16 protein-coding genes are annotated in these 18,325 nt (G+C 69.7%); 10 read left to right on the forward strand and 6 right to left on the reverse strand.

The window, feature by feature from the left end; genetic code table 11:
* The first annotated feature begins 188 nt into the window (after positions 1-188).
* Together GAS53_RS51955 and GAS53_RS51960 are read left to right on the forward strand one after the other, a co-directional pair.
* Positions 189-3,086 carry a bifunctional glycosyltransferase/CDP-glycerol:glycerophosphate glycerophosphotransferase gene (locus GAS53_RS51955; protein WP_151484819.1) on the forward strand — a complete coding sequence of 966 codons (2,898 nt, stop codon included), beginning with the start codon at positions 189-191 and terminating at the stop codon, positions 3,084-3,086.
* Entirely contained in the window at positions 3,083-4,204 is a 1,122-nt protein-coding gene (locus GAS53_RS51960) for a glycosyltransferase (protein WP_151484820.1), read from the forward strand. The genes GAS53_RS51955 and GAS53_RS51960 overlap by 4 nt, the downstream gene beginning before the upstream one ends.
* Before the next feature lie 101 nt (positions 4,205-4,305).
* On the opposite strand, the gene GAS53_RS51965 is transcribed toward GAS53_RS51960, so the two are convergent.
* Both GAS53_RS51965 and GAS53_RS51970 read right to left on the reverse strand, forming a co-directional pair.
* A complete protein-coding gene (locus tag GAS53_RS51965) occupies positions 4,306-5,103 on the reverse strand; it encodes an ABC transporter ATP-binding protein (protein WP_151484821.1) in 798 nt (265 codons plus the stop codon).
* Positions 5,096-6,025 carry an ABC transporter permease gene (locus tag GAS53_RS51970; protein WP_151484822.1) on the reverse strand — a complete coding sequence of 310 codons (930 nt, stop codon included), beginning with the start codon at positions 6,023-6,025 and terminating at the stop codon, positions 5,096-5,098. Before GAS53_RS51970 ends, GAS53_RS51965 begins: the two co-directional genes overlap by 8 nt.
* Before the next feature lie 194 nt (positions 6,026-6,219).
* Here GAS53_RS51970 and GAS53_RS51975 point away from each other — a divergent pair, with 194 nt between their 5' ends.
* The 6 genes from GAS53_RS51975 (at position 6,220) to GAS53_RS57900 (ending at position 11,174) form a co-directional block, all read left to right on the forward strand.
* Positions 6,220-6,855, forward strand: coding sequence for a TetR/AcrR family transcriptional regulator (locus tag GAS53_RS51975; protein ID WP_404829438.1), 636 nt, complete (start codon positions 6,220-6,222; stop codon positions 6,853-6,855).
* Between the two features lie 273 nt (positions 6,856-7,128).
* Complete coding sequence (locus tag GAS53_RS51980) at positions 7,129-7,350, forward strand: hypothetical protein (protein ID WP_055517933.1); 222 nt, start codon at positions 7,129-7,131, stop codon at positions 7,348-7,350.
* A gap of 423 nt (positions 7,351-7,773) precedes the next feature.
* A complete protein-coding gene (locus tag GAS53_RS51985; RefSeq protein ID WP_151484824.1) occupies positions 7,774-8,070 on the forward strand; it encodes a lactococcin 972 family bacteriocin in 297 nt (98 codons plus the stop codon).
* A 149-nt stretch (positions 8,071-8,219) separates the two neighbouring features.
* Positions 8,220-10,310 carry a bacteriocin-associated integral membrane family protein gene (locus tag GAS53_RS51990; RefSeq protein WP_151484825.1) on the forward strand — a complete coding sequence of 697 codons (2,091 nt, stop codon included), beginning with the start codon at positions 8,220-8,222 and terminating at the stop codon, positions 10,308-10,310.
* Positions 10,311-10,347: 37 nt separating this feature from the next.
* The gene (locus GAS53_RS51995; protein ID WP_151484826.1) at positions 10,348-11,052 is read left to right on the forward strand and encodes an ABC transporter ATP-binding protein; all 705 of its coding nucleotides are present in this window, start codon (positions 10,348-10,350) and stop codon (positions 11,050-11,052) included.
* Positions 11,049-11,174 carry a hypothetical protein gene (locus GAS53_RS57900; RefSeq protein WP_263974256.1) on the forward strand — a complete coding sequence of 42 codons (126 nt, stop codon included), beginning with the start codon at positions 11,049-11,051 and terminating at the stop codon, positions 11,172-11,174. The genes GAS53_RS51995 and GAS53_RS57900 overlap by 4 nt, the downstream gene beginning before the upstream one ends.
* A gap of 23 nt (positions 11,175-11,197) precedes the next feature.
* On the opposite strand, the gene galE is transcribed toward GAS53_RS57900, so the two are convergent.
* The 3 genes from galE to GAS53_RS52010 form a co-directional block, all read right to left on the reverse strand.
* A complete protein-coding gene (gene galE / locus GAS53_RS52000) occupies positions 11,198-12,178 on the reverse strand; it encodes a UDP-glucose 4-epimerase GalE (RefSeq protein WP_151484827.1) in 981 nt (326 codons plus the stop codon).
* 99 nt (positions 12,179-12,277) lie between these two features.
* The gene (locus GAS53_RS52005; protein WP_225859662.1) at positions 12,278-13,924 is read right to left on the reverse strand and encodes a glycosyltransferase family 2 protein; all 1,647 of its coding nucleotides are present in this window, start codon (positions 13,922-13,924) and stop codon (positions 12,278-12,280) included.
* A 64-nt stretch (positions 13,925-13,988) separates the two neighbouring features.
* The gene (locus tag GAS53_RS52010) at positions 13,989-15,188 is read right to left on the reverse strand and encodes a glycosyltransferase family 87 protein (RefSeq protein WP_225859663.1); all 1,200 of its coding nucleotides are present in this window, start codon (positions 15,186-15,188) and stop codon (positions 13,989-13,991) included.
* 302 nt (positions 15,189-15,490) lie between these two features.
* Here GAS53_RS52010 and GAS53_RS52015 point away from each other — a divergent pair, with 302 nt between their 5' ends.
* On the forward strand, positions 15,491-17,119 hold the full coding sequence (locus GAS53_RS52015; protein ID WP_151484832.1) for a glycosyltransferase family 39 protein: 1,629 nt from the start codon (positions 15,491-15,493) through the stop codon (positions 17,117-17,119).
* 16 nt (positions 17,120-17,135) lie between these two features.
* On the opposite strand, the gene GAS53_RS52020 is transcribed toward GAS53_RS52015, so the two are convergent.
* Positions 17,136-17,678 (reverse strand): MarR family winged helix-turn-helix transcriptional regulator, encoded by a 543-nt coding sequence (locus GAS53_RS52020; RefSeq protein ID WP_151484829.1) that lies wholly within the window; start codon positions 17,676-17,678, stop codon positions 17,136-17,138.
* A 126-nt stretch (positions 17,679-17,804) separates the two neighbouring features.
* Here GAS53_RS52020 and GAS53_RS52025 point away from each other — a divergent pair, with 126 nt between their 5' ends.
* Positions 17,805-18,218 carry an organic hydroperoxide resistance protein gene (locus GAS53_RS52025; RefSeq protein ID WP_151484830.1) on the forward strand — a complete coding sequence of 138 codons (414 nt, stop codon included), beginning with the start codon at positions 17,805-17,807 and terminating at the stop codon, positions 18,216-18,218.
* The last annotated feature ends 107 nt before the right edge of the window (positions 18,219-18,325 follow it).

The raw sequence follows: 18,325 nt of genomic DNA on the forward strand, positions 1-18,325 counted from the left end.
TGAGGAGCGGGGGTTCGGGGGCTGGCCCCCGACGGGGTCTGGGGCGGAGCCCCAGAAGGATGGGACGGGTAGGGGCGGCGGGGGCGAAGAAACGCAACCCGAACACCTCGATCGACATCTACCTAAGTGGCCCCCAAGCGGCCTACACCCCGTACAGGGTCCAGCTAGGGACACTTAGGATTAATGGGATGAACGAGGATCTGCTTCGCCGCGCCGCCGAGCCACCGGACGTATCCGTCGTCGTGATCGTCTACAACGACGAGACACGGCTGCCCACAGCCGTGCGCTCCGTGCTGGAGCAGACACTGCGGAACGTCGAGGTCGTGATCGTGGACGACCGGAGCACGGACGGGTCGTACGGAGTGGCACGCCGGCTGGCCGCCGAGCACCCGGACCGCGTACGGGCCTTCCAGCTCGACGAGAACAGCGGCGGGTGCGGAGCTCCCCGCAACCACGGTATAACCCAGGCCCGCGGCACATACGTCCTCTTCCTCGACAGTGACGACGTACTGGAGCGCAACGCCTGCCGGAACATGCTGGAGGCGGCCGAGACGACCGGCGCCGACCTCGTCTCCGGGCTGTGCGTACGGGTCCACGTGGACTCGCGCAACGGCAAGGAGGTCAAGTGGTATCCCTGGCTGTACGCGCGCACCCGCACCCTGGAGTCGATCTCCGAGCTGCCCGACCTGCTGGTCTTCGACACGCTGTCGACGAACAAGTGCTATCGCAGGGAGTTCCTCGTCGAGCAGGGGCTCGAATTCCCGGTCGGGATTCACTACGAGGACCTTCTCTTCTCCGCACAGGCGTACGCCGCCGCCCGCCGCATCACCCTGATCCCGAACCGCGTGTACGACTGGCACGTCGTCGACAAGGCCACGACGAAGTCGATCAGCAACCGGCGCGCCGAGATCGCCAACTTCACGCACCGGATGGAGATCCACCGCCGCGTCGATCAACTCCTCGCCGACAAGGGGTTGCTGGAGCTCAAGTTCCACAAGGACGTCAAGTTCCTCAAGCACGACCTGGTGCTGCATCTGCGCGAGCTGCCCTTCCGGGACGCCACGTACCGGCAGGAGTTCGCGGCGATCGCCCGCGACTACCTGGAGTCCATCGACCGCACGGCCTTCGACGAGGTGGAGCCCATCCACGCCATCTGCGCCTATCTGCTGCAGAAGAGCGACTGGGACAACCTGCTGCCGGCCGTGGACACGCTCACGAACCGCGACAAGATCTCCGCACCGCTGGTGGAGCGCGACGGCCGGATCTACTGGTGCGCCGAGCATCTGGACGACGACCCCGACGACCCCGACGGCTTCGCCCGGCACGTCCTCGATGTCACCGAGCTGGGCTATCACGTCAAGCCCGTCGAGAAGATGTTCCTGCGCAATGTGCTGACCGGGTACGAGGAAGCGGCCGGCACCGTCCGGCTGGCGGGGCGCATCACCAATCCCCTCGGCGTCATTCCGCCCGGCGGGCGGCTGACCGGTGAGCTGGAGTTCGCCGCCCGCCGCAAGGGCGTGCGCTTCCAGACCTTCCGCTTCCCGGTGGCCACCCTGCGGCACGAGGGCGAGGCCGTCGCCTGGGAGGCGGCGGCCGACCTCGCGCGCGGGCTGCGGCCGCTGGGCATCGTGGACGCGGTGTGGGACGTACGGCTGCACCTCGACGTCGACGGCGTACGCACCACCACCCGCCTCACCGCCTCCGAACCCGGCCTGGCCGCCGGGCAGTTGCCCGTCCGGCCCCGGCTCACCCGGCTGGTCGCCGACCATGTCACGCCCGAGATCTCCTCACGCGGCCACCTCTCCTTCCGGATCGTCACCCGCGAGAAGGTGGACGCGCTCGTCGAGCGGGGTGTGCGGGGTGCGCCCGGCCGGTTCGCCAAGTCCGGCTACCGGAAGGCGAAGGAGGTGCGCAGGAAGCTCACCTCCGGCGACACCAAACTCCGGCTCTACCACGAGGCGTTCAGCCGGCTGCCCCTGAAGAAGGGCCTCGTCGTCTTCGAAAGTCACCTGGGCCGGCAGTACAGCGACAGCCCGAGGGCGATCTATGAGGAGATGCGGCGGCAGGGGCTGGAGTTCGAGGCGGTGTGGTCCTACACCGGCAGCCCCACCGGGTTTCCGCCGGACGCCACCCTCGTACGCCGCTGGTCGCTGCCCTATCTGAAGGCGCTGGCCCAGGCCGAGTTCTGGGTCGACAACCAGAGCTATCCGCTGAAGCTCACCAAGCGGCCGGAGACGACCTACATCCAGACCTGGCACGGCTCGGCGCTCAAGCGGATGGGCTTCGACGAGCCGGCGTGGAAGCTCAGGCCCAGGCCCGAGCAGGCGGAACAGCAGCGCACCCTCGATCGCTTCGACCGGTTCCTGATCCGCTCCGAGCACGATGTACGCACCCTCGCCCGGGCCTTCCGCCTCAAGGAGAAGACCCTGCTGCGGGTGGGCTACCCCCGCAATGACGCACTGGTGCAGGCCAAGCGGAGAGAAGAGGAAACAGGCCTTCGCGAACGCGGGGCGCTCGCCGCCGAGTTGGGGATCCCGGACGACAAGGCCGTGCTGCTGTACGCCCCCACGTTCCGCCAGCACGGCGGCAGACAGCGACGGTTCGAGCTGCCCTTCGACGTGGAGCGGTTCGCCGACGAGTTCGGCGACCGGTACGTCCTCCTCGTGCGCTCGCACTACCTCAACCACGTCGTGCTCCCGCCGTCCGTGCGCGGCCGCGTCATCGACGTATCGGCACACCACGACGTGACCCCGCTGCTCGCCCTCGCCGACGGGCTGATCACTGACTACTCGTCCGTGATGTTCGACTACGCGCTCCTCGGCCGGCCGATGTTCTTCTTCGCGTACGACTACGAGGAGTACGTGCACGAAGGACGCGGGACCTACTTCGATCTCCTCGAACGGGCACCGGGACCGGTCGTACGCACCGAGGAGGAACTCCACACGGCCCTCGCCTCACTCGACGAGCAGGCCGTGAAGTACGCGGAGGCGCGGGAGGGCTTCGTGGCGGAGTTCGGCGAATACGACAAGGGGAACGCCGCCCAGAGCATCGTCGATCAGTTCTTCGCGCAATGGAGGCGTGGATGACAGCCATGAGTACGGGCCCGCAGCGGGATATCCTCCGGGACATATTCTTCGTCTCCAACAGCGTCAACGAGCTGGGCGGCGTGACCAGTTGGTCGCATCAGATGGCCCGGCTCCTCACCGGGTGCGGGCATCGCGTCCATGTCGTCGGCATCACTCCGCCCGAGGTCGTCCAGGAGCTCGGCGAAGTCCCGTACCCGATGACCACGTTGTACGCCGGACAGCCGCCGCGTCCCGGCCGCGCGCGCGAGGCGAGCATGCGCGAGCAGGCCACGAAGCTGACCGCGCTGTTCCGGGCGACGCGGCCCGGCGCTGTCGTGATCGTCACGCAGGTGTGGGCCATGGAGTGGGTGGCGCAGGCCGACACGCGGGGTCTGACCGTGATCGGGATGAGCCACGAGTCCTTCGAGTACTCGAAGGCGTCCTCACGCTTCCAGCGGGTGCAGAAGCACTACAAGGACGTCGACCGCATGCTGGCGCTGACCCGCGAGGACGCCGACCTGTGGATCGGGCAGGGCCTGAACAACGCCTCGTTCATGCCGAACCCGCTCCCGTTCATGCCCGACATACCGTCGCCGCGCACCGAGAAGGTGGTCGTCAGCATCGGCCGACTGCACGACCAGAAGGGCATAGACATGCTCCTCGACACCTGGGCGGAGGTCGCACCGCGCCATCCCGACTGGCGCCTGCGGATCTACGGCTCCGGTGAGGACGAGGAGATCCTGAAGAAGCAGTGCACGGCTCTCGGCCTCGACGGCTCCGTCGACTGGATGGGCCGCACGAGCGACGTCCCCGGCGCCCTCCGCGGCGGCTCCGTCTTCGTCCAGTCCTCCCGGGGCGAGGGCTTCCCCCTGGCCCTCATGGAAGCCATGGCAACCGCCGTCCCCTGCGCCGCCTTCGACTGCGCCCCCGGCGTCCACGAAATAGTCCACGACGGCGAGGACGGCCTGCTCGCCACCCTGGGCAACACGGGTGAGCTGGCCCGCCGCCTCGACACGCTGATGTCCGACAAAGAGCTACGAGACAGGATGGGCGAGACAGCGAGAACCAATATCCAGCGCTACACGACGGAGGAGATAGTGAAGAAATGGGAGGACTTGTTTGAATTCTTGAAACGCTGAGACTTGGGGCGCAGATTTCGAGGGGCGCTGAGGGCGCCCCTTTAGGGGCGCGGGGAACTGCGCGACCAGCCCCCACCAACCCGCAGACGAAACCGTACCGTCTACCCCTTCCCCCCGCCCCCGGTGAACTTCTCATACTCCTTCAGCACATCCTCAGTACCCCCATCCAAGCGAAGCTCCCCCCGCTCGAGCCACAACACCCGATCACACGTATCCCGGATCGACTTGTTGTTATGGCTCACCAAAAACACCGTCCCGGCATGCTTGCGCAACTCCCGAATCCGAGCCTCAGACCGCTTCTGAAAGGAGCGATCCCCCGTGGCCAGAGCCTCGTCGATCATCAACACATCATGATCCTTGGCCGCGGCAATGGAAAACCGAAGCCGCGCCGCCATACCGGACGAGTAAGTCCGCATCGGCAAGGTAATGAAGTCGCCCTTCTCGTTGATGCCGGAGAAGTCGACGATCTCCTGATACCGATCCCGCACCTGCTCACGGGACATCCCCATGGCGAGCCCCCCGAGATACACATTGCGCTCACCGGTCAGGTCGTTCATCAACGCCGCGTTCACCCCGAGAAGCGAAGGCTGACCGTCCGTGTAAATCCGCCCGCGCTCCACCGGCAGCAGCCCGGCAACGGCCTTGAGCAACGTGGACTTGCCCGAACCGTTCGTGCCGATCAGCCCGATCGCCTCCCCCCGGTACGCCGTGAAGGAAACCCCCTTCACGGCGTGCACCTTGCGCACCCCCGCCGCCTGCTCGGCCTTCTTCCCGCGCAGGATGCGGTTGAGCGCGGCGGTGGCGCTGCCCCGCCCGGCACCGGTGCCGTTGACCCGGTAGACGATGTCGACGCGGTCGGCGACGACGGTGGGGACGAGTTCGTTCCTGGTTTCAGCCACGGCCGTACGTCTCCTCAGCCTTCCAGAAGTAGATGAACCCGCCGATGCCGGCGAGCAGCGCCCAGCCGACAGCGAGTGCCCACACGTGGTGGGGCAGCTGGCTCGCGTGGAAGGTGTCGATCAGCGCGAACCGCATGAGGTCGATGTAGACGGCGGCCGGGTTGCACTCCAGGGCGACCAGCACGGCGTGCGGCATGTCCTGGTGAGCGCTGAGCACCCTGTCGATGCTCCACATGACACCCGAGACGTACATCCAGGTGCGCAGCACGAACGGCATCAGCTGTGCGATGTCCGGCGTCTTCGCGCCCAGCCGGGCCACGATCATCGCCACGCCCGCGTTGAACGTGAACTGAAGTGCCAGTGCGGGCGCGGCCAGCAGCCAGGACGCGCTGACGGGCACGCCGAAGCAGAGCAGGATCACGATCAGCGCGGCCATCGAGAACAGCAGCTGCTGGAGCTGTTGCAGCGCGTACGACACCGGGAGCGCGGCCCGCGGGAAGTGCAGGGCGCGGACGAGGCCGAGGCTGCCGGAGATGGCCCGGGTGCCCGCCATGATGGAGCTCTGTGTGAATGTCCACACGAAGACGCCGGTGACCAGGAACGGGACGTAGTCCGGCACGCCGCGGCTCGTGCCCATCAGAACGCCGAAGACGAAGTAGTAGACCGCCGCGTTCAGCAGGGGCGTGGCCACCTGCCAGACCTGGCCGAGCTTCGCCTGGCTGTACTGGGCGGTGAGCTTGGCCGTCGCGAACGCCGTGATGAAGTGCCGCCGCGCCCACAGCTGGCGGACGTACGCGGGCAGGGAGGGGCGGGCGCCGCTGATCGTGAGGCCGTGGCGGGCGGCGAGCGCCGCGGGGTCGTCGGGCAGGGCGGCCGGCGTCTGTGCCGACGCCGGAGGCGGTGTGTGGAGGACCTGACTCACATCCGCTGCTTTCGCTCGGGGGGAGGGGTGCGAACGCTTCTTTTACGACGGGACGGGCCCGTCTTTACCCGTACCTGGGACCGACCTGGGACCGTCTTTACGTCGGAACGGGACCGTATCGTCGTAACGTGAGCGTAGGCCGACTCCACGTCGGAACGCAACCGTTTCGTCGTAACGCCCCTATGCTGTTCCGCATGACGACGAACGCCGACGGGACCCCACAGGGACCGCAGCAACCGCGCCGCAGGGCTCCCGCCGGGGCGGCGGTGCTCCGGGAGGATGTGACGGAGGCCATCCGGGCGGCCGTCTTCGAAGAACTCGCGGCGGTCGGGTACGCGCGGATGTCCATCGAGGGGATCGCGCGCCGCGCGGGCGTCGGCAAGACCGCGGTCTACCGCCGGTGGCGTTCCAAGCTGCACCTGGTGCTCGACCTGGTGTCGGCGATCGCGGTGCAGGGGCTTCCGGCGCCGGACACGGGCACCCTGGAGGGCGACCTGCGGCTGCTGTACGAGGTCACGTCACGTGCCCTGCGTCACCCTGTCGCCTCGCAGATCATCCCCGACCTGCAGGCCGAGGCCGCCCGAAACCCGGAGATCGCGGAGGCCATGCAGAAGGCCCTGCGGGAGGGGCAGGAGGGGGTCGCAAGCGGCATCGTCGCCGCCGCGGAGGCCCGCGGCGAGGTCCGTATGGGCATCGACGACGAGCTGGCCCTCGACCTGATCTCCGGGCCGCTGTACTGGCGCTCCGTGGTGATCCGCAGCCCGAAGCTGCCGAAGGGGTACCTGGAGAGCCTGGCCCGGGCCACGGCGGTGGCGCTCAAGGCGTTGTAAGGGGCGGCGCGGCGCCCAAGGCCTGTAAGGGATAGCGCCCAAGGCCTGTAAGGGGTGGCGCTCAAGGTCGGTAAGGGGGCGTGGGCCGGTGCGTCACGTCTGGGCTGACGTGGGCTGGTCGTCCCCCCATTCTCGGCTTCGTTCGAGCGGGGGGACCCCCGTCGCGGCGGAGCCGTAAATGTCACAGTCCCGCGCTCCTGAAGGGGCAGCGGCCGGATCGTTGTCATCCGGGCCTCACTTTCGAGGCCCTCGGGGGCGCATACTGGAGTGACGATGACGAAGCCATCCGCGCCCCGGCGCCACCTGTCCACCAGTCCCTTCAAAGCTCCGGTTGTCCCGGTCGCCAAGCACTTCGCCCTGGGTGACCGTGTTACGCACGACCAGTTCGGCCTGGGCAGGATTGTCGGCGTCGAGGAGGGCATTGCGATGCTCGTCGACTTCGGCTCCCGCCAGGCCCGTATCGTCAGCCCCTACACCCGCATGGACAAGCTCTGACGGGTCCCGTCAGCACGCCCTCGCCGCGGCCCAGGACAACGTCCGGCCCGCGGCGAGTGTGTTTTCGCCCCCAGGGCCACCGCGCCGACCGCTCCGTCGGCCCCGTGAGCTCACCGGCCCCCGAGACCTCTCCGCCCCGGCCTGCCCGTCGAAGGGCGCACGCCGGCTGAGCGAGTCGCCGGGGGCCTCGTCGTCCGGGTCCGGGTCCGGGACCGGGAGTGGGACCCGGGTCACCTCGCCCCGCCCGCGCTGAGCGTGTCGGTCGGCGCTTACTTCGCGTACTCCGCTTACTTCGCGTACGTCGTGTACTTCCTGTGCGGCGCACTTCGCTGTTCTCCGGCCAAGTGCGCCTGCAAAAAGCCGCGTTGACAAATGATCATGCCCCTGACACTGTCTTCATGATCATGTCCGTGTGAAGGAAGGATGACTTCAGTGAAGGTCAAGCGCAGTCTGAAGGTCGCGGCGGCCGCCGGAATCCTCATTGTGGCCGGTGCGACTCCGGCGCTGGCGACCATCAAGCAGGTGGGCGGCGGCACTTGGGACTACGGTGCCGGTACTGCCACCGTGTGGTCGGACTACTACCACAAGGACAAGTGCCACGGCTCGACCTCCGTCGGGAAGACGATCGACAGTGACGAGGCCGCCAAGGGCTCGTGGTCCATCACCCAGGCCGAGGTCAAGCTGAGCGGCAACGAGTCCTACTACAAAACCACCTGCTGACCCGAGGCCGGGCCGTACGGCCCGGCCTCACAGCGATGAGTGTTCCGCCCGCGGGAGAGCCGATGGATCTTCCTCTCCGCGGGTGGACCGCTCGGCACGTGTCCGGTCTCATGAGTCGCGCTCCAGAAGTGCCCTGATCTAGGCAATCGATGCTGCATCGAGGTATCAAGTTCGTTCACGCCGTCGTGCTGGCGTTCTCCGCGGTTCTCGCCTTCCTGTTTCTACGGAGCCTCGACGAGGACTGGGTGCTGGGGCACTCCGCCATCGTCTGGGTGACGGACTCCGACGGCTCGACCAGCGGCTCGCAGGTGGCCCGTGCGGTCGCGGAGTTCGCGGAAGACCACCGGGCGACCGTCGCACGCGAGGTCCCGGACCTCAAGGAGCCGTACAGCCGTCGGCACCTCTACCTCGCCCCCGGCGGTCCGCGTTCCGACTGGCTGAAGGACGGCTATCCCGCGTTCAACCGCGGCTACCGCACCGACGTACACCCCGTCGCCGAGCTCGGACAGCGCGATCCGCGCGGCTTCTACTACGTGTTCGGCTCGGATCAGGCCGTCGCCTCGCTGACCCGGACGTTCACCGATCTCGGTCTGCGCGCCGCGGTCCACCATCCGCAGTCGGCCGCCGAACTGGTCCCGGTCTACTCGGGCAGCGCCCTGCACCGCTCGTTCCTCGTCGTCGCGCTCGCCATCGTGACGATGACCGGGGCGGGCGTCATGCTCAACGCGAAGGCCTACGGGGTGCTGCGGCTCCAGGGAAGGTCGTTCGGGCAGATCCTGCTGCGGGACATGCGGCAACTGGCGGTGTTCTGGTCGGTCGCGTTCGCCGCGGTCGCCTCCGTGACCCTGCTGCTGCTCGGCCTCTACAACGGGCTGGCCTGGATCGGCCGGTTCTCCCTGCTCGCTCTCGGCATCGCCGCCGCGCTGAGCCTCATCGCCCTCGTGACGCACGCGGCCATGCTCGGGCTGACGTTCCAGACCGATGTGCTGCGGGCCCTGAAGGGTGAGCTGCCCGCGAGGGCCGCGTCGTTGAGCGCCTATCTCGTGAGGATCCCCGCGCTGCTCCTCGCGCTCAGCATCGCCACCGCCGTCGTCCTCGCCGGCCAGGACGTCCTGACCCGGGAGAAGAGCCTCGAGGGGTACGCGAAGGCCGGCGACACCACCTCGATCGCCCTCAACGGCAGCCTGGGCAGCGACGACTCGCTGCGCGCCCTGGACAAGAAGGTGGGCAACTGGCTCCGCCGGGCGGACGCGGACGGGGAGATCGTCGTCGCGGGGCACCGGGACCTCCAGCGGTCGGCACCCCGGGAAGGCGTGCCGCAGGGCGACCTGCTGATCGTCAACGAGTCCTTCCTCGCCGAGCAGCCCGTCCTCGACACGTCAGGGCGGCGCCTCGACCCGACCGCGGCGGACCGCGACCAGGTGCGGCTCCTGATCCCCGCCGGCCTCGCCCGGTACGCCGACCGTCTCGACGACCTGGTCCCTGGCCTGCTGAATCCGAGCAATCCGGACATCATCCGTCCCGCACAGGTGAAGACGCTGCGCTCGAAGGACGGCCAGCGCGTCTTCACGTACAACCCCAGGGGCCAGTCGCACGCCGACGCGAACCCGGGAGCGGACGAGTCCTTCGTCACGGACCCCGTCATCATCGTCTTCCCCAACGGATCGCCGTTCCTGAGCGACAAGGGATACACCGCCTACGCCTCTCAGGAGAGCGTCGTCTTCCACGACCCGGACGACGTCGCGGCAGGTATCAAGAAGCATCACCTCGAGACGTACGTCACCGGCATGACCCCCGTCGGGCAGAACGCCGCGCTCGAACTGCGCGATCTCGTCGGAGACTTCCGGCTGCAGGTGTTCAACCTGGCGGTGGCCGTGGCGGTACTCCTCATCACCGGAGTAGGCGTCTGTATCGTCCACTCCCGCAAGAACTCGCAGGTGATCTTCGCCCGGCACATCAGCGGCTGGACGTTCACGGCCACGCACCGCCCCGTCCTGGCACTCGAAGGGATCCTGGCCGTGCTCCTCGCCGGGTGGGTGCCCTTCCAGGTGTGGCAGCAGAACCAGGATCTGGAGAGGTACGAAGCCCTCGGTATCCCTCCGCCCCGCGCACCCGTCGAGATCACCGGGCTCGACCTCGGCGTCACCGGCGGGCTCGTCGCCATCGAAGTGGCAGCGGTGCTCCTGGCCCTTGTCGCGTTCCATCGCCGGATCGTCAAGGAAGGGGCAACCGAGTCGTGACTCCCCACTGGTCCACCCGTTCCGCAGGAGCTGCCGCGTGATCGAGATCGAAAGCCTGTCCAAGTCCTTCGGCCCGCGCACCCTCTGGTCCGGTCTCGGCTTCACCGTGGCGCGCGGTGAGATGCTCGCGCTGACCGGCCCGAGCGGCTCAGGCAAGTCGACGTTGCTCAACTGCCTCGGCCTCCTCGACGAGGCGAGCTCCGGCGCGATCCGCCACGAGGGCCGGGACATCACCGGCTTCGGCCCGCGCGCCGCCCGGCACTACCGGCGCGACGTCCTCGGCTACCTGTTCCAGAACTACGCACTGATCGAGAACGCGACCGTCGCCGCCAATCTCGAGGTCGCCATGAAACCGCGACGCGCGAGGAAGGACGCTCCGACCGTGGCCGCGGCCCTGGAGCGGGTCGGACTGGCGGGACGGGAGAAGGAGCACGTCCACCGGCTCAGCGGCGGGGAGCAGCAGCGCGTCGCGCTGGCCCGCCTCATCGTCAAGCAGCCCGCCCTCGTCCTGGCCGACGAACCGACCGGCGCCCTCGACCACGACAACACCGCCATGGTCGTCGGCATCCTCCGCACGATGAGCGAGGACGGCTGCGCCGTCGTCATCGCCACCCACAATGACGCGGTCCGCGACCGCTGCGACACCGTCCTGGCCGTCGGAAGCGCGACACGGCCCGAGCCTGTGCCCGGACCTGCGCCCGAACCCGCGCCCGAAACCGTGAAAGAAAGGCAGCCCTCATGAACATCCGCCGCACCTGGAGCCTCGCCGTCGGCGCCCTGATCCTCGCCGCTGTCGTGGTCCTCTTCATCTACGGCGAGCAGACCGGCGTCATCCTCGGCCGGATCGGACTCAACGTGTTCTGACAGCCGTGCCTCTGGCGGAGCGCTCAGCCCCGCCGCGCCCCCGGGTGCAGCCGCAGCCACCCCTCCCACGCCGACGTGATCATGTCGCGGACATCGTGCTTGGCCTTCCAGGCCAGTTCCGCGGCGATGCGGTCGGCGGAGGCGACGACGCGGGCCGGGTCGCCGGGGCGGCGGGGGGTGACGACCGGTGGGAGGTCGTACCCCGTGATCTCGTTGATCAGGTCGATCATCTCGCGGACCGAAACCCCCTCCCCACGGCCGATGTTGAGGGTCAGGTCCGTGCCGGGGGCCGCGGCGAGCCGGCGGGCCGCGGCGACGTGGGCCTCCGCCAGATCCACCACGTGGATGTAGTCGCGTACGCACGTGCCGTCGGGCGTGTCGTAGTCGTCGCCGAAGATGCGCGGCGGCGCGCCCTCCGTGAGCTTCTCGAAGACCATCGGGACGAGGTTGAAGACGCCCACGTCGGCCAGTTCCGGTGTCGCCGCGCCCGCCACGTTGAAGTAGCGCAGGGAGGCCGTGGAGAGGCCGTGTGCGCGGCCCGTGGCGCGGGCCAGCCACTCACCCGCGAGCTTGGTCTCGCCGTACGGGCTCATGGGCACACAGGGCGTCTCCTCGGTCACGAGGCCGACATCCGGCATGCCGTACACCGCCGCGGACGACGAGAACACGAAGGACGGCACCGCGGCGGTCGTGACCGCCTGCAGCAGCACCCGCAGGCCCTCGACGTTCTCGCGGTAGTAGTGCAGCGGCAGCTCCACCGACTCGCCCACCTGCTTTTTCGCCGCCAGGTGCACGACACCGGTGACGGAGTGCTCCGTGAGAGCCCGGGTCACCCGCTCCCCGTCCAGGGTCGAGCCGACGACCAGCGGCACCCCGTCGGGGACGCGCTCGGCGATCCCGGTGGACAGGTCGTCGTACACCACGGCCCGCTCGCCCGCCTCGGTCATCGCGCGGACGACGTGCGCCCCGATGTAGCCGGCGCCGCCGGTGATCAGCCAGGTCATGTACGGCCGTCCCCTCGTGTGTCGGTGATGGTGGTGCGGAGGTGATGGTGGTGCGGATGCGTGGACAGTGGTCGCGTACCAGAGTCAGTGAAGCAAATGTCAGTGAAGCAAACGCTTCACCCTGCGGCGTACCACAGCGGTCATTCCTCGCCAACCGGGCGCGAGGCGCAGCGCGAGCGCGCCCGCGTGGGTCGCGTACGGCTGGACGAGCAGTACGCCGTGCCGGCCGTTCGGCACGACGGACCGGCGCAGCAGGCCCGGGCCCGCGACCGCGTGGGCGGTCGTCTCGCGGCTCGTGCCGTCGTGGAAGCGGACGTGGAGGCGAAGGTCCCAGGTGCCGGAGCCGAGCGCCGCGAGGTCGAGCGGCGCCTCGGCCGTCCAGGAGTTGGTCCCGGAGCCGACGTCGGAGCTGTCGTCCGACGCGTCGGCGTCGTCCGGCAGGAAAGCCGCCGTCACCGTGAGCCCGACGGTCCCGTCCTGCCGGTTCACGAACTCGGCGTCCACGGCCGCCGGTGCCGCGTCCGCCATCCGCCCGTACAGCTCGTGCAGGCGCAGCCGCAGCCGGGTGGCACGCGCGCGTGGCCGCAGTTCCGCGTCGACCGCCACAGGGAGGAGGCTGACAGGCCGGAACAGGAGGTGTTCCAGGGTGACTTGGGGCAGGTCGGCGGACCAGACCGGAGTACCGTCCGCGAGCCGCGCGTACGGCGGCCGCAGCCGGGCCGGTCGCGCCGCGACCTCCTTGATACGGGTCAGGTCGCGCGGCTCCTCGGAGGCCATCACGACCTGGGCGACGACCCGCCCCGGCGCCGGGGCGAGCGCGAAGTCGCCCGCGTCGAACGTCGCGAGGTACGCGCGCGTGAGGGCCCACCACTGACGCCGGTACTCGGCGCCGCGCAGATCGAGCTCGCGCGCGTACATCCGCAGCCCGTGGTCGAGGAACCTCGCGCGGGCGGCCCGCGCCAGCCGCTTCTCCCCGGCGGCGAGGAGGATGTCGTACGAGAGGGCGTGGGCGGCGATCCTGGACCGCCAGTTGTCGACGTCCGCACGGTCCAGCGAGATCGACAGGCGCTCGGCGCTCCGGCGCACGTGCCAGACGTACACCGTGTCCGGGATCAGCGCGATGCGCGGCCCGGCGGCGAGCACGCGCGCGGTGAAGACGAAGTCCTCGTAGGGGAAGCGCCCTTCGGGGAAGCGGATGCCGTGCTCGCGCAGGAAGTCGGTGCGGTAGAGCTTGTTGACGCAGAGGGTGTCGTGGACGAGGCGCGTGCGTCGCGAAGGGCGGGTCACCAGGGCGGACTTCGTGTACAGCTCGGGCTGCCAGGGGACCTCGCGGCCGGAGGGCAGCTCGCGGCGGACGCACAGACCGGCCGCGACCTCGGCGGCGCGCCCGGCGGCCGCGTCCAGCAGCGCGTCCACCGCGCCCGGCGGCAGTACGTCGTCGCTGTCCAGGAACATCACGTACGGAGCCGTGGCGGCGTCGATCCCGTCGTTGCGGGGGCTGCCGCAGCCGCCGCTGTTGACCTTGCGGCGGACGACCTTCAGACGCGGTTCGTCGAGGGCGAGGCGGTCCAGGAGATCCGCGCTGCCGTCGGTCGAGCAGTCGTCCACGGCGACCACCTCGCGGACGGCGGGCCCCTGTGCGAGCGCCGAGCGCACCGCGTCCGCCACATGGGCGGCGTCGTCGTACCCGATGACGACGACGCACACCTGTGACTGGTGAGGATGAATGGCTTGCTGGGCTCGCATGGCTCGCATGGCTTCCACGGGGCGGAATAGTAGGTAGTGAGGGTAATTTTCCGTTAAGAGGTACTTACTGTCTCGTGGGGAAGATGACGGGAATTGTGTGAGGGTTCCGTCCGAGGGCACTGTTTTCCGGAAGATCGGGAGCGGCCGGAAGCCCGGCGGTCCACAGGCGGCGGAAGGAGAGGGTCGCGGCGGCCACCAGCAGACCGTTGCGGACGAGCATCAGCAGGGAGCCCGTCCAGGTGCAGGCGATGACGTCCGCGTACAGGACGGGGTACGCGAGGGCGCTGGCCGCGGCGGCCGCCGTGATCAGCGCGGCCACCGGGCGCTGCGTGGTGTGCCGAGAGGTCAGGCACACGGCGGCCAGACCGAGCAGCCACACCAGGTACTGCGGACTGATCACCCGGCTCGTCACGGTGAACAGGAGCACGGCGCTGAGCGCGGCGTCGTACGGAGTCGCCGGCGTCCAGCGGCGCGCCCGCAGCCGCCACAGCAGCAGGGCGCCGAAGGCGGCGACGGTGAGCGCGAGCGACACCGCGGCGATCCCGGTGACGTACGGCCCGGTGAACTCCATCGCCCCGTACCGGTAGCGCACCCGCCCCGGCCAGCCGGCGTGTCGCGCGAACGAGAGGACCGTGCCGCCGAGCGACTCGATCTGCACACCCCGGCCGCTCTGTTGGCGCAGGAAGTCGAAGGGGTCGCGGAAGAGCGCGGCCAGGGCGAGCAGGAGCGCGCCCGCGGTGACGGCCGCCGAGGTCCACGTCTCCCTGGTCGTACGTCCCCTGGGGGTGCCGATCAGCGTCAGCGCGGGCCACACCTTCACGAGAGCGCCCAGCGCGGCGAACGCACCGCACGCGCGCGTGGAGCGCGACAACGTCAACAAGGAGATGACAGCAAGGGCGGTGACCTGCACGTCGTAGCGCGCGAGCGGGATGTGCAGGAGGAGTGGGAGGCCCGCCGTCCAGAGGGCGGCGCCGCGCAGACTGCGGCCCGTCCGGGTGCCCGCGCGCGTGAGGGCGAGGGTAATCAGGGCGTCGGCGGCGAGCGTGAGGACCACGAACGCCTGGAAGTACGTCAGCCCCGGCAGCAGTGCCGGGGACAGCAGGACCGGGCCCGCGCCCGGCGGGTACTGCCACAACCGGTCGCCCGACGGGAACGTGCCTTGGACCAGCACGCCGTACCAGCGGGCGTACAACTCGTGCACCTCGCGCCCGACGCCGCCGACGCCCAGTAGGGCACGGTCGTCCCGGGAGAGCAGCCAGAGCATGAGGGCGCGGGTGGCCGGCCAGGTGACGGCGAGGGGGAGGAGGCGGGGATTCGTCCAGGACTGCGTCCGGGGCTTCACTGGCTTCACTCGGAGGATCGTAAGCCGCAAGAGGGTTGATAGCGGATGATTAGGCATCAATAGCCAATAAAGGTCGGCCAATAGCACAAAATCTGAGCATGGTGGTCACGCACCCGCAGGTTGCCGCTCCCAGTCCCTCTCTCAGTCCCTCTCCCGGTCCCGGTCCCGCTCCCGTCCGCGCCCCGGTCGCCGTCGCCGTAGCCGTACTCGTGCCCGTACTCGTCATGTTCGCGATCGGTCTGTGGGGCATCGACCGCGGCGGGATGTGGCGTGACGAGGCGGTCACCTTCCAGGTGGCGCGGCGCTCACTTCCGCAGATCTGGCAACTGCTCCACTCGGTGGACGCGGTGCACGGCTTCTACTACCTCCTCATGCACCCCGTCCTCGCCGTTCACCCCGGAGAGGTCGCCCTCCGCCTCCCCTCGCTCTGCGCGGCCGCCGCGACAGCGGGCCTCGTCGCGGCCCTCGGGGCACGGCTCGCCCGCCCGAGGGTGGGCCTGTGGGCGGGCCTGCTGTACGCCGTGACGCCGATGGCCGGGCACTTCGCGCAGGAGGGACGCTCGTACGCGCTGGTCGCCGCCGGGGCCGCGGGGTCGACGCTGCTGCTCGTGCGGGCGGTGGCCGCCGGTTCCGCCGGGCGGCACGCGCGCGTGGGCGTGCACGTGGACGAGGAGGTGGATGGGGGTGTCGATGAGGGGCACGCGCGCGTGGGCCGTATCGCTCGGCACGCGCGCGTGGCCGACTGGTACGCGTACGGAGGGGCCGTCGCCGTCACCGCCCTGCTCCACGAACTTGCGGTACTGATCCTGCTCGCGCACGCCGCCACCCTCGCCCTCGCGGGGATGCCCCGCCGGGTGTGGCGCTACTGGGCATGCGCCGCGGGCGCCGTCCTCCTGGTACTGCTCCCGCTGGCCCTGATCTCCAGCGACCAGGCGGGCCAGGTCGCCTGGCTCCGGCCCCCGCGAGGCGACACCGTGGAACACCTCCTGCGCTCCTTCACGGGCCCGACCCAGCTCGTCCTGGGCCCGTACCTGCTCCTCATCGCCCTGGCCCTGCGCGCCCCGCTCACCCGCCGCGGCGAACTCTCCCTCCCCGCGGTCGCCCTCCCGCTGCTCCTCCTCCCGCCCGCGGCCCTCATCGCGGTCTCGCGCCACTGGCCGCTGTACGACGACCGCTATGTGCTGTACGCGCTCGCGGGGGCGCCGCTGCTGGCGGCGGCGGGGGCGGAGCGGCTGATCACGGCTGTGAGCCGTGTACGCCTCCCGATGCGCGGCCACGGCGGTCAACTCACTCCCCTGGCTCACAGAGCTCAGAGCGTTCTGGCGCGGAGCGCTCCGGCTCTCGTACGGGGCTTGCGGATGCGGCATGCCTCCACGCTGCTCGGCGTGCTGGCCATCAGCGTTGCCTTCGTCTCGCAGCTCCCCGTCCTTCGCGCGGATCGCGACCCCGGCCACCGCCCCGACAACCTCGCCGCGGTCTCCGCCGCGGCCGCCCAACGGATGCGCCCCGGTGACCCCGTGCTCTTCCTCCCGTCGGTCGGCAGGCGCTCGGCGCTGGCGTACCCGAAGGGGTTCCAGGGCACGAGGGACATCGCGCTGCGGGAGCCCGGGCCCGTCTCCGGGACGCTCTACGGGCGCGAGACCGGCCCCGACGAGCTGCGCCGCAGGCTTGGCGGGCTCGACCGCGTATGGGTGGTGGCCGAGCCGTACGCGCTGCGGTCGGCCTGGTATCCGAAGGACGCGACCGAGCGGGTCAAACTCGCCGTGGTGGGCGAGGAGTTCATGCCGCGGGCGGAGTTCGTGCGGAAGGGTTCGATTCTGCGGCTGTACGTGCGCAGGCAGCCGGCGGGGTGATGAGCGGGGGATGTGGCTACGCGCAGCCCGGTGTCTCCTCCAGCGCCGCCGCGTCCAGTGCGCCCGTGAGCTTGTCGAGCCGGGCCCGCAGTTCGAGGATCTCGTCCAGGTCGAAGCCCGTCGCGGCGGCGATCCGGCGTGGCACGCGAAGCGCCTGCTCGCGCAGGGCCGTGCCCTCGTCCGTGAGACGGACCACGACAGAGCGCTCGTCCTGCGCACTGCGTTCGCGCCGTACGAGGCCGGCCGCCTCCAGTCGCTTCAACAGCGGCGAGAGCGTGCCCGAGTCGAGCCGCAGGTGTTCGCCCAGCTTCTTCACGGGCAGCTCGCCGTGTTCCCACAGCACGAGCATGACCAGGTACTGGGGGTAGGTGAGCCCCAAGTCCTTCAGGACGATCCGGTACACGCCGCCGAAGGCGCGCGAGGCGGCGTTCAGAGAGAAGCAGATCTGCTGGTCGAGGCGGAGGAAGTCGTCATCGCGCACGGGACCGCGTACCGAGTCGGGTACGGGACCGCGCACCGAGTCGCGTACGGCTGGGTCCGGGGCGGGCGTCGTGGTCATGCCTCCAGGGTACCTCCAGTACGCCATTCAGTTGTGCACAATTGAGTTGTGTGCTCTACTTGTGGTCGTGAGGCGGCCGGATCAAGGCCCGCCGACACGACTTCGACCTTGAGAGGGATGGTTTCCATGGATGCGCTCTACACCGCTGTCGCCACCGCCACCCACGGCCGTGAGGGCCGGGCCTACAGCTCCGACGGGCGGCTCGACCTGCAGCTCGGGATACCGGCGGAGATGGGTGGCAACGGGCAGGGCACGAATCCGGAGCAGCTGTTCGCCGCGGGTTACTCCGCTTGCTTCGCCAGCGCGCTCGGTCTTGTCGGGCGGGCGGCGAAGGTCGACGTCAGTGACGCCGCGGTGACTGCCGAGGTCGGCATCGGCAAGCAGGGTGAGGGCTTTGCGCTGGCCGTCACGCTGCGTGTGGAGCTGCCGGAGTCGGTCGACGCCGCGACCGGTCGCAAGCTGGTGGACCAGGCCCACCAGGTGTGCCCGTACTCCAACGCGACCCGTGGCAACATCCCGGTCGAGATCGTCGTCGAGTAGAACCTTTTCCTCGCCCCCGCCGCCCCTACCCGTCCCATCCCTGGGGGCTGCCGCCCCCAGACCCCCGCTTTATCGGCCTGAACGGCCTCGTCCTCAAACGCCGGACA

Source organism: Streptomyces albicerus (assembly GCF_008905045.1).
Classification (GTDB): Bacteria; Actinomycetota; Actinomycetes; order Streptomycetales; family Streptomycetaceae; genus Streptomyces; species Streptomyces albicerus.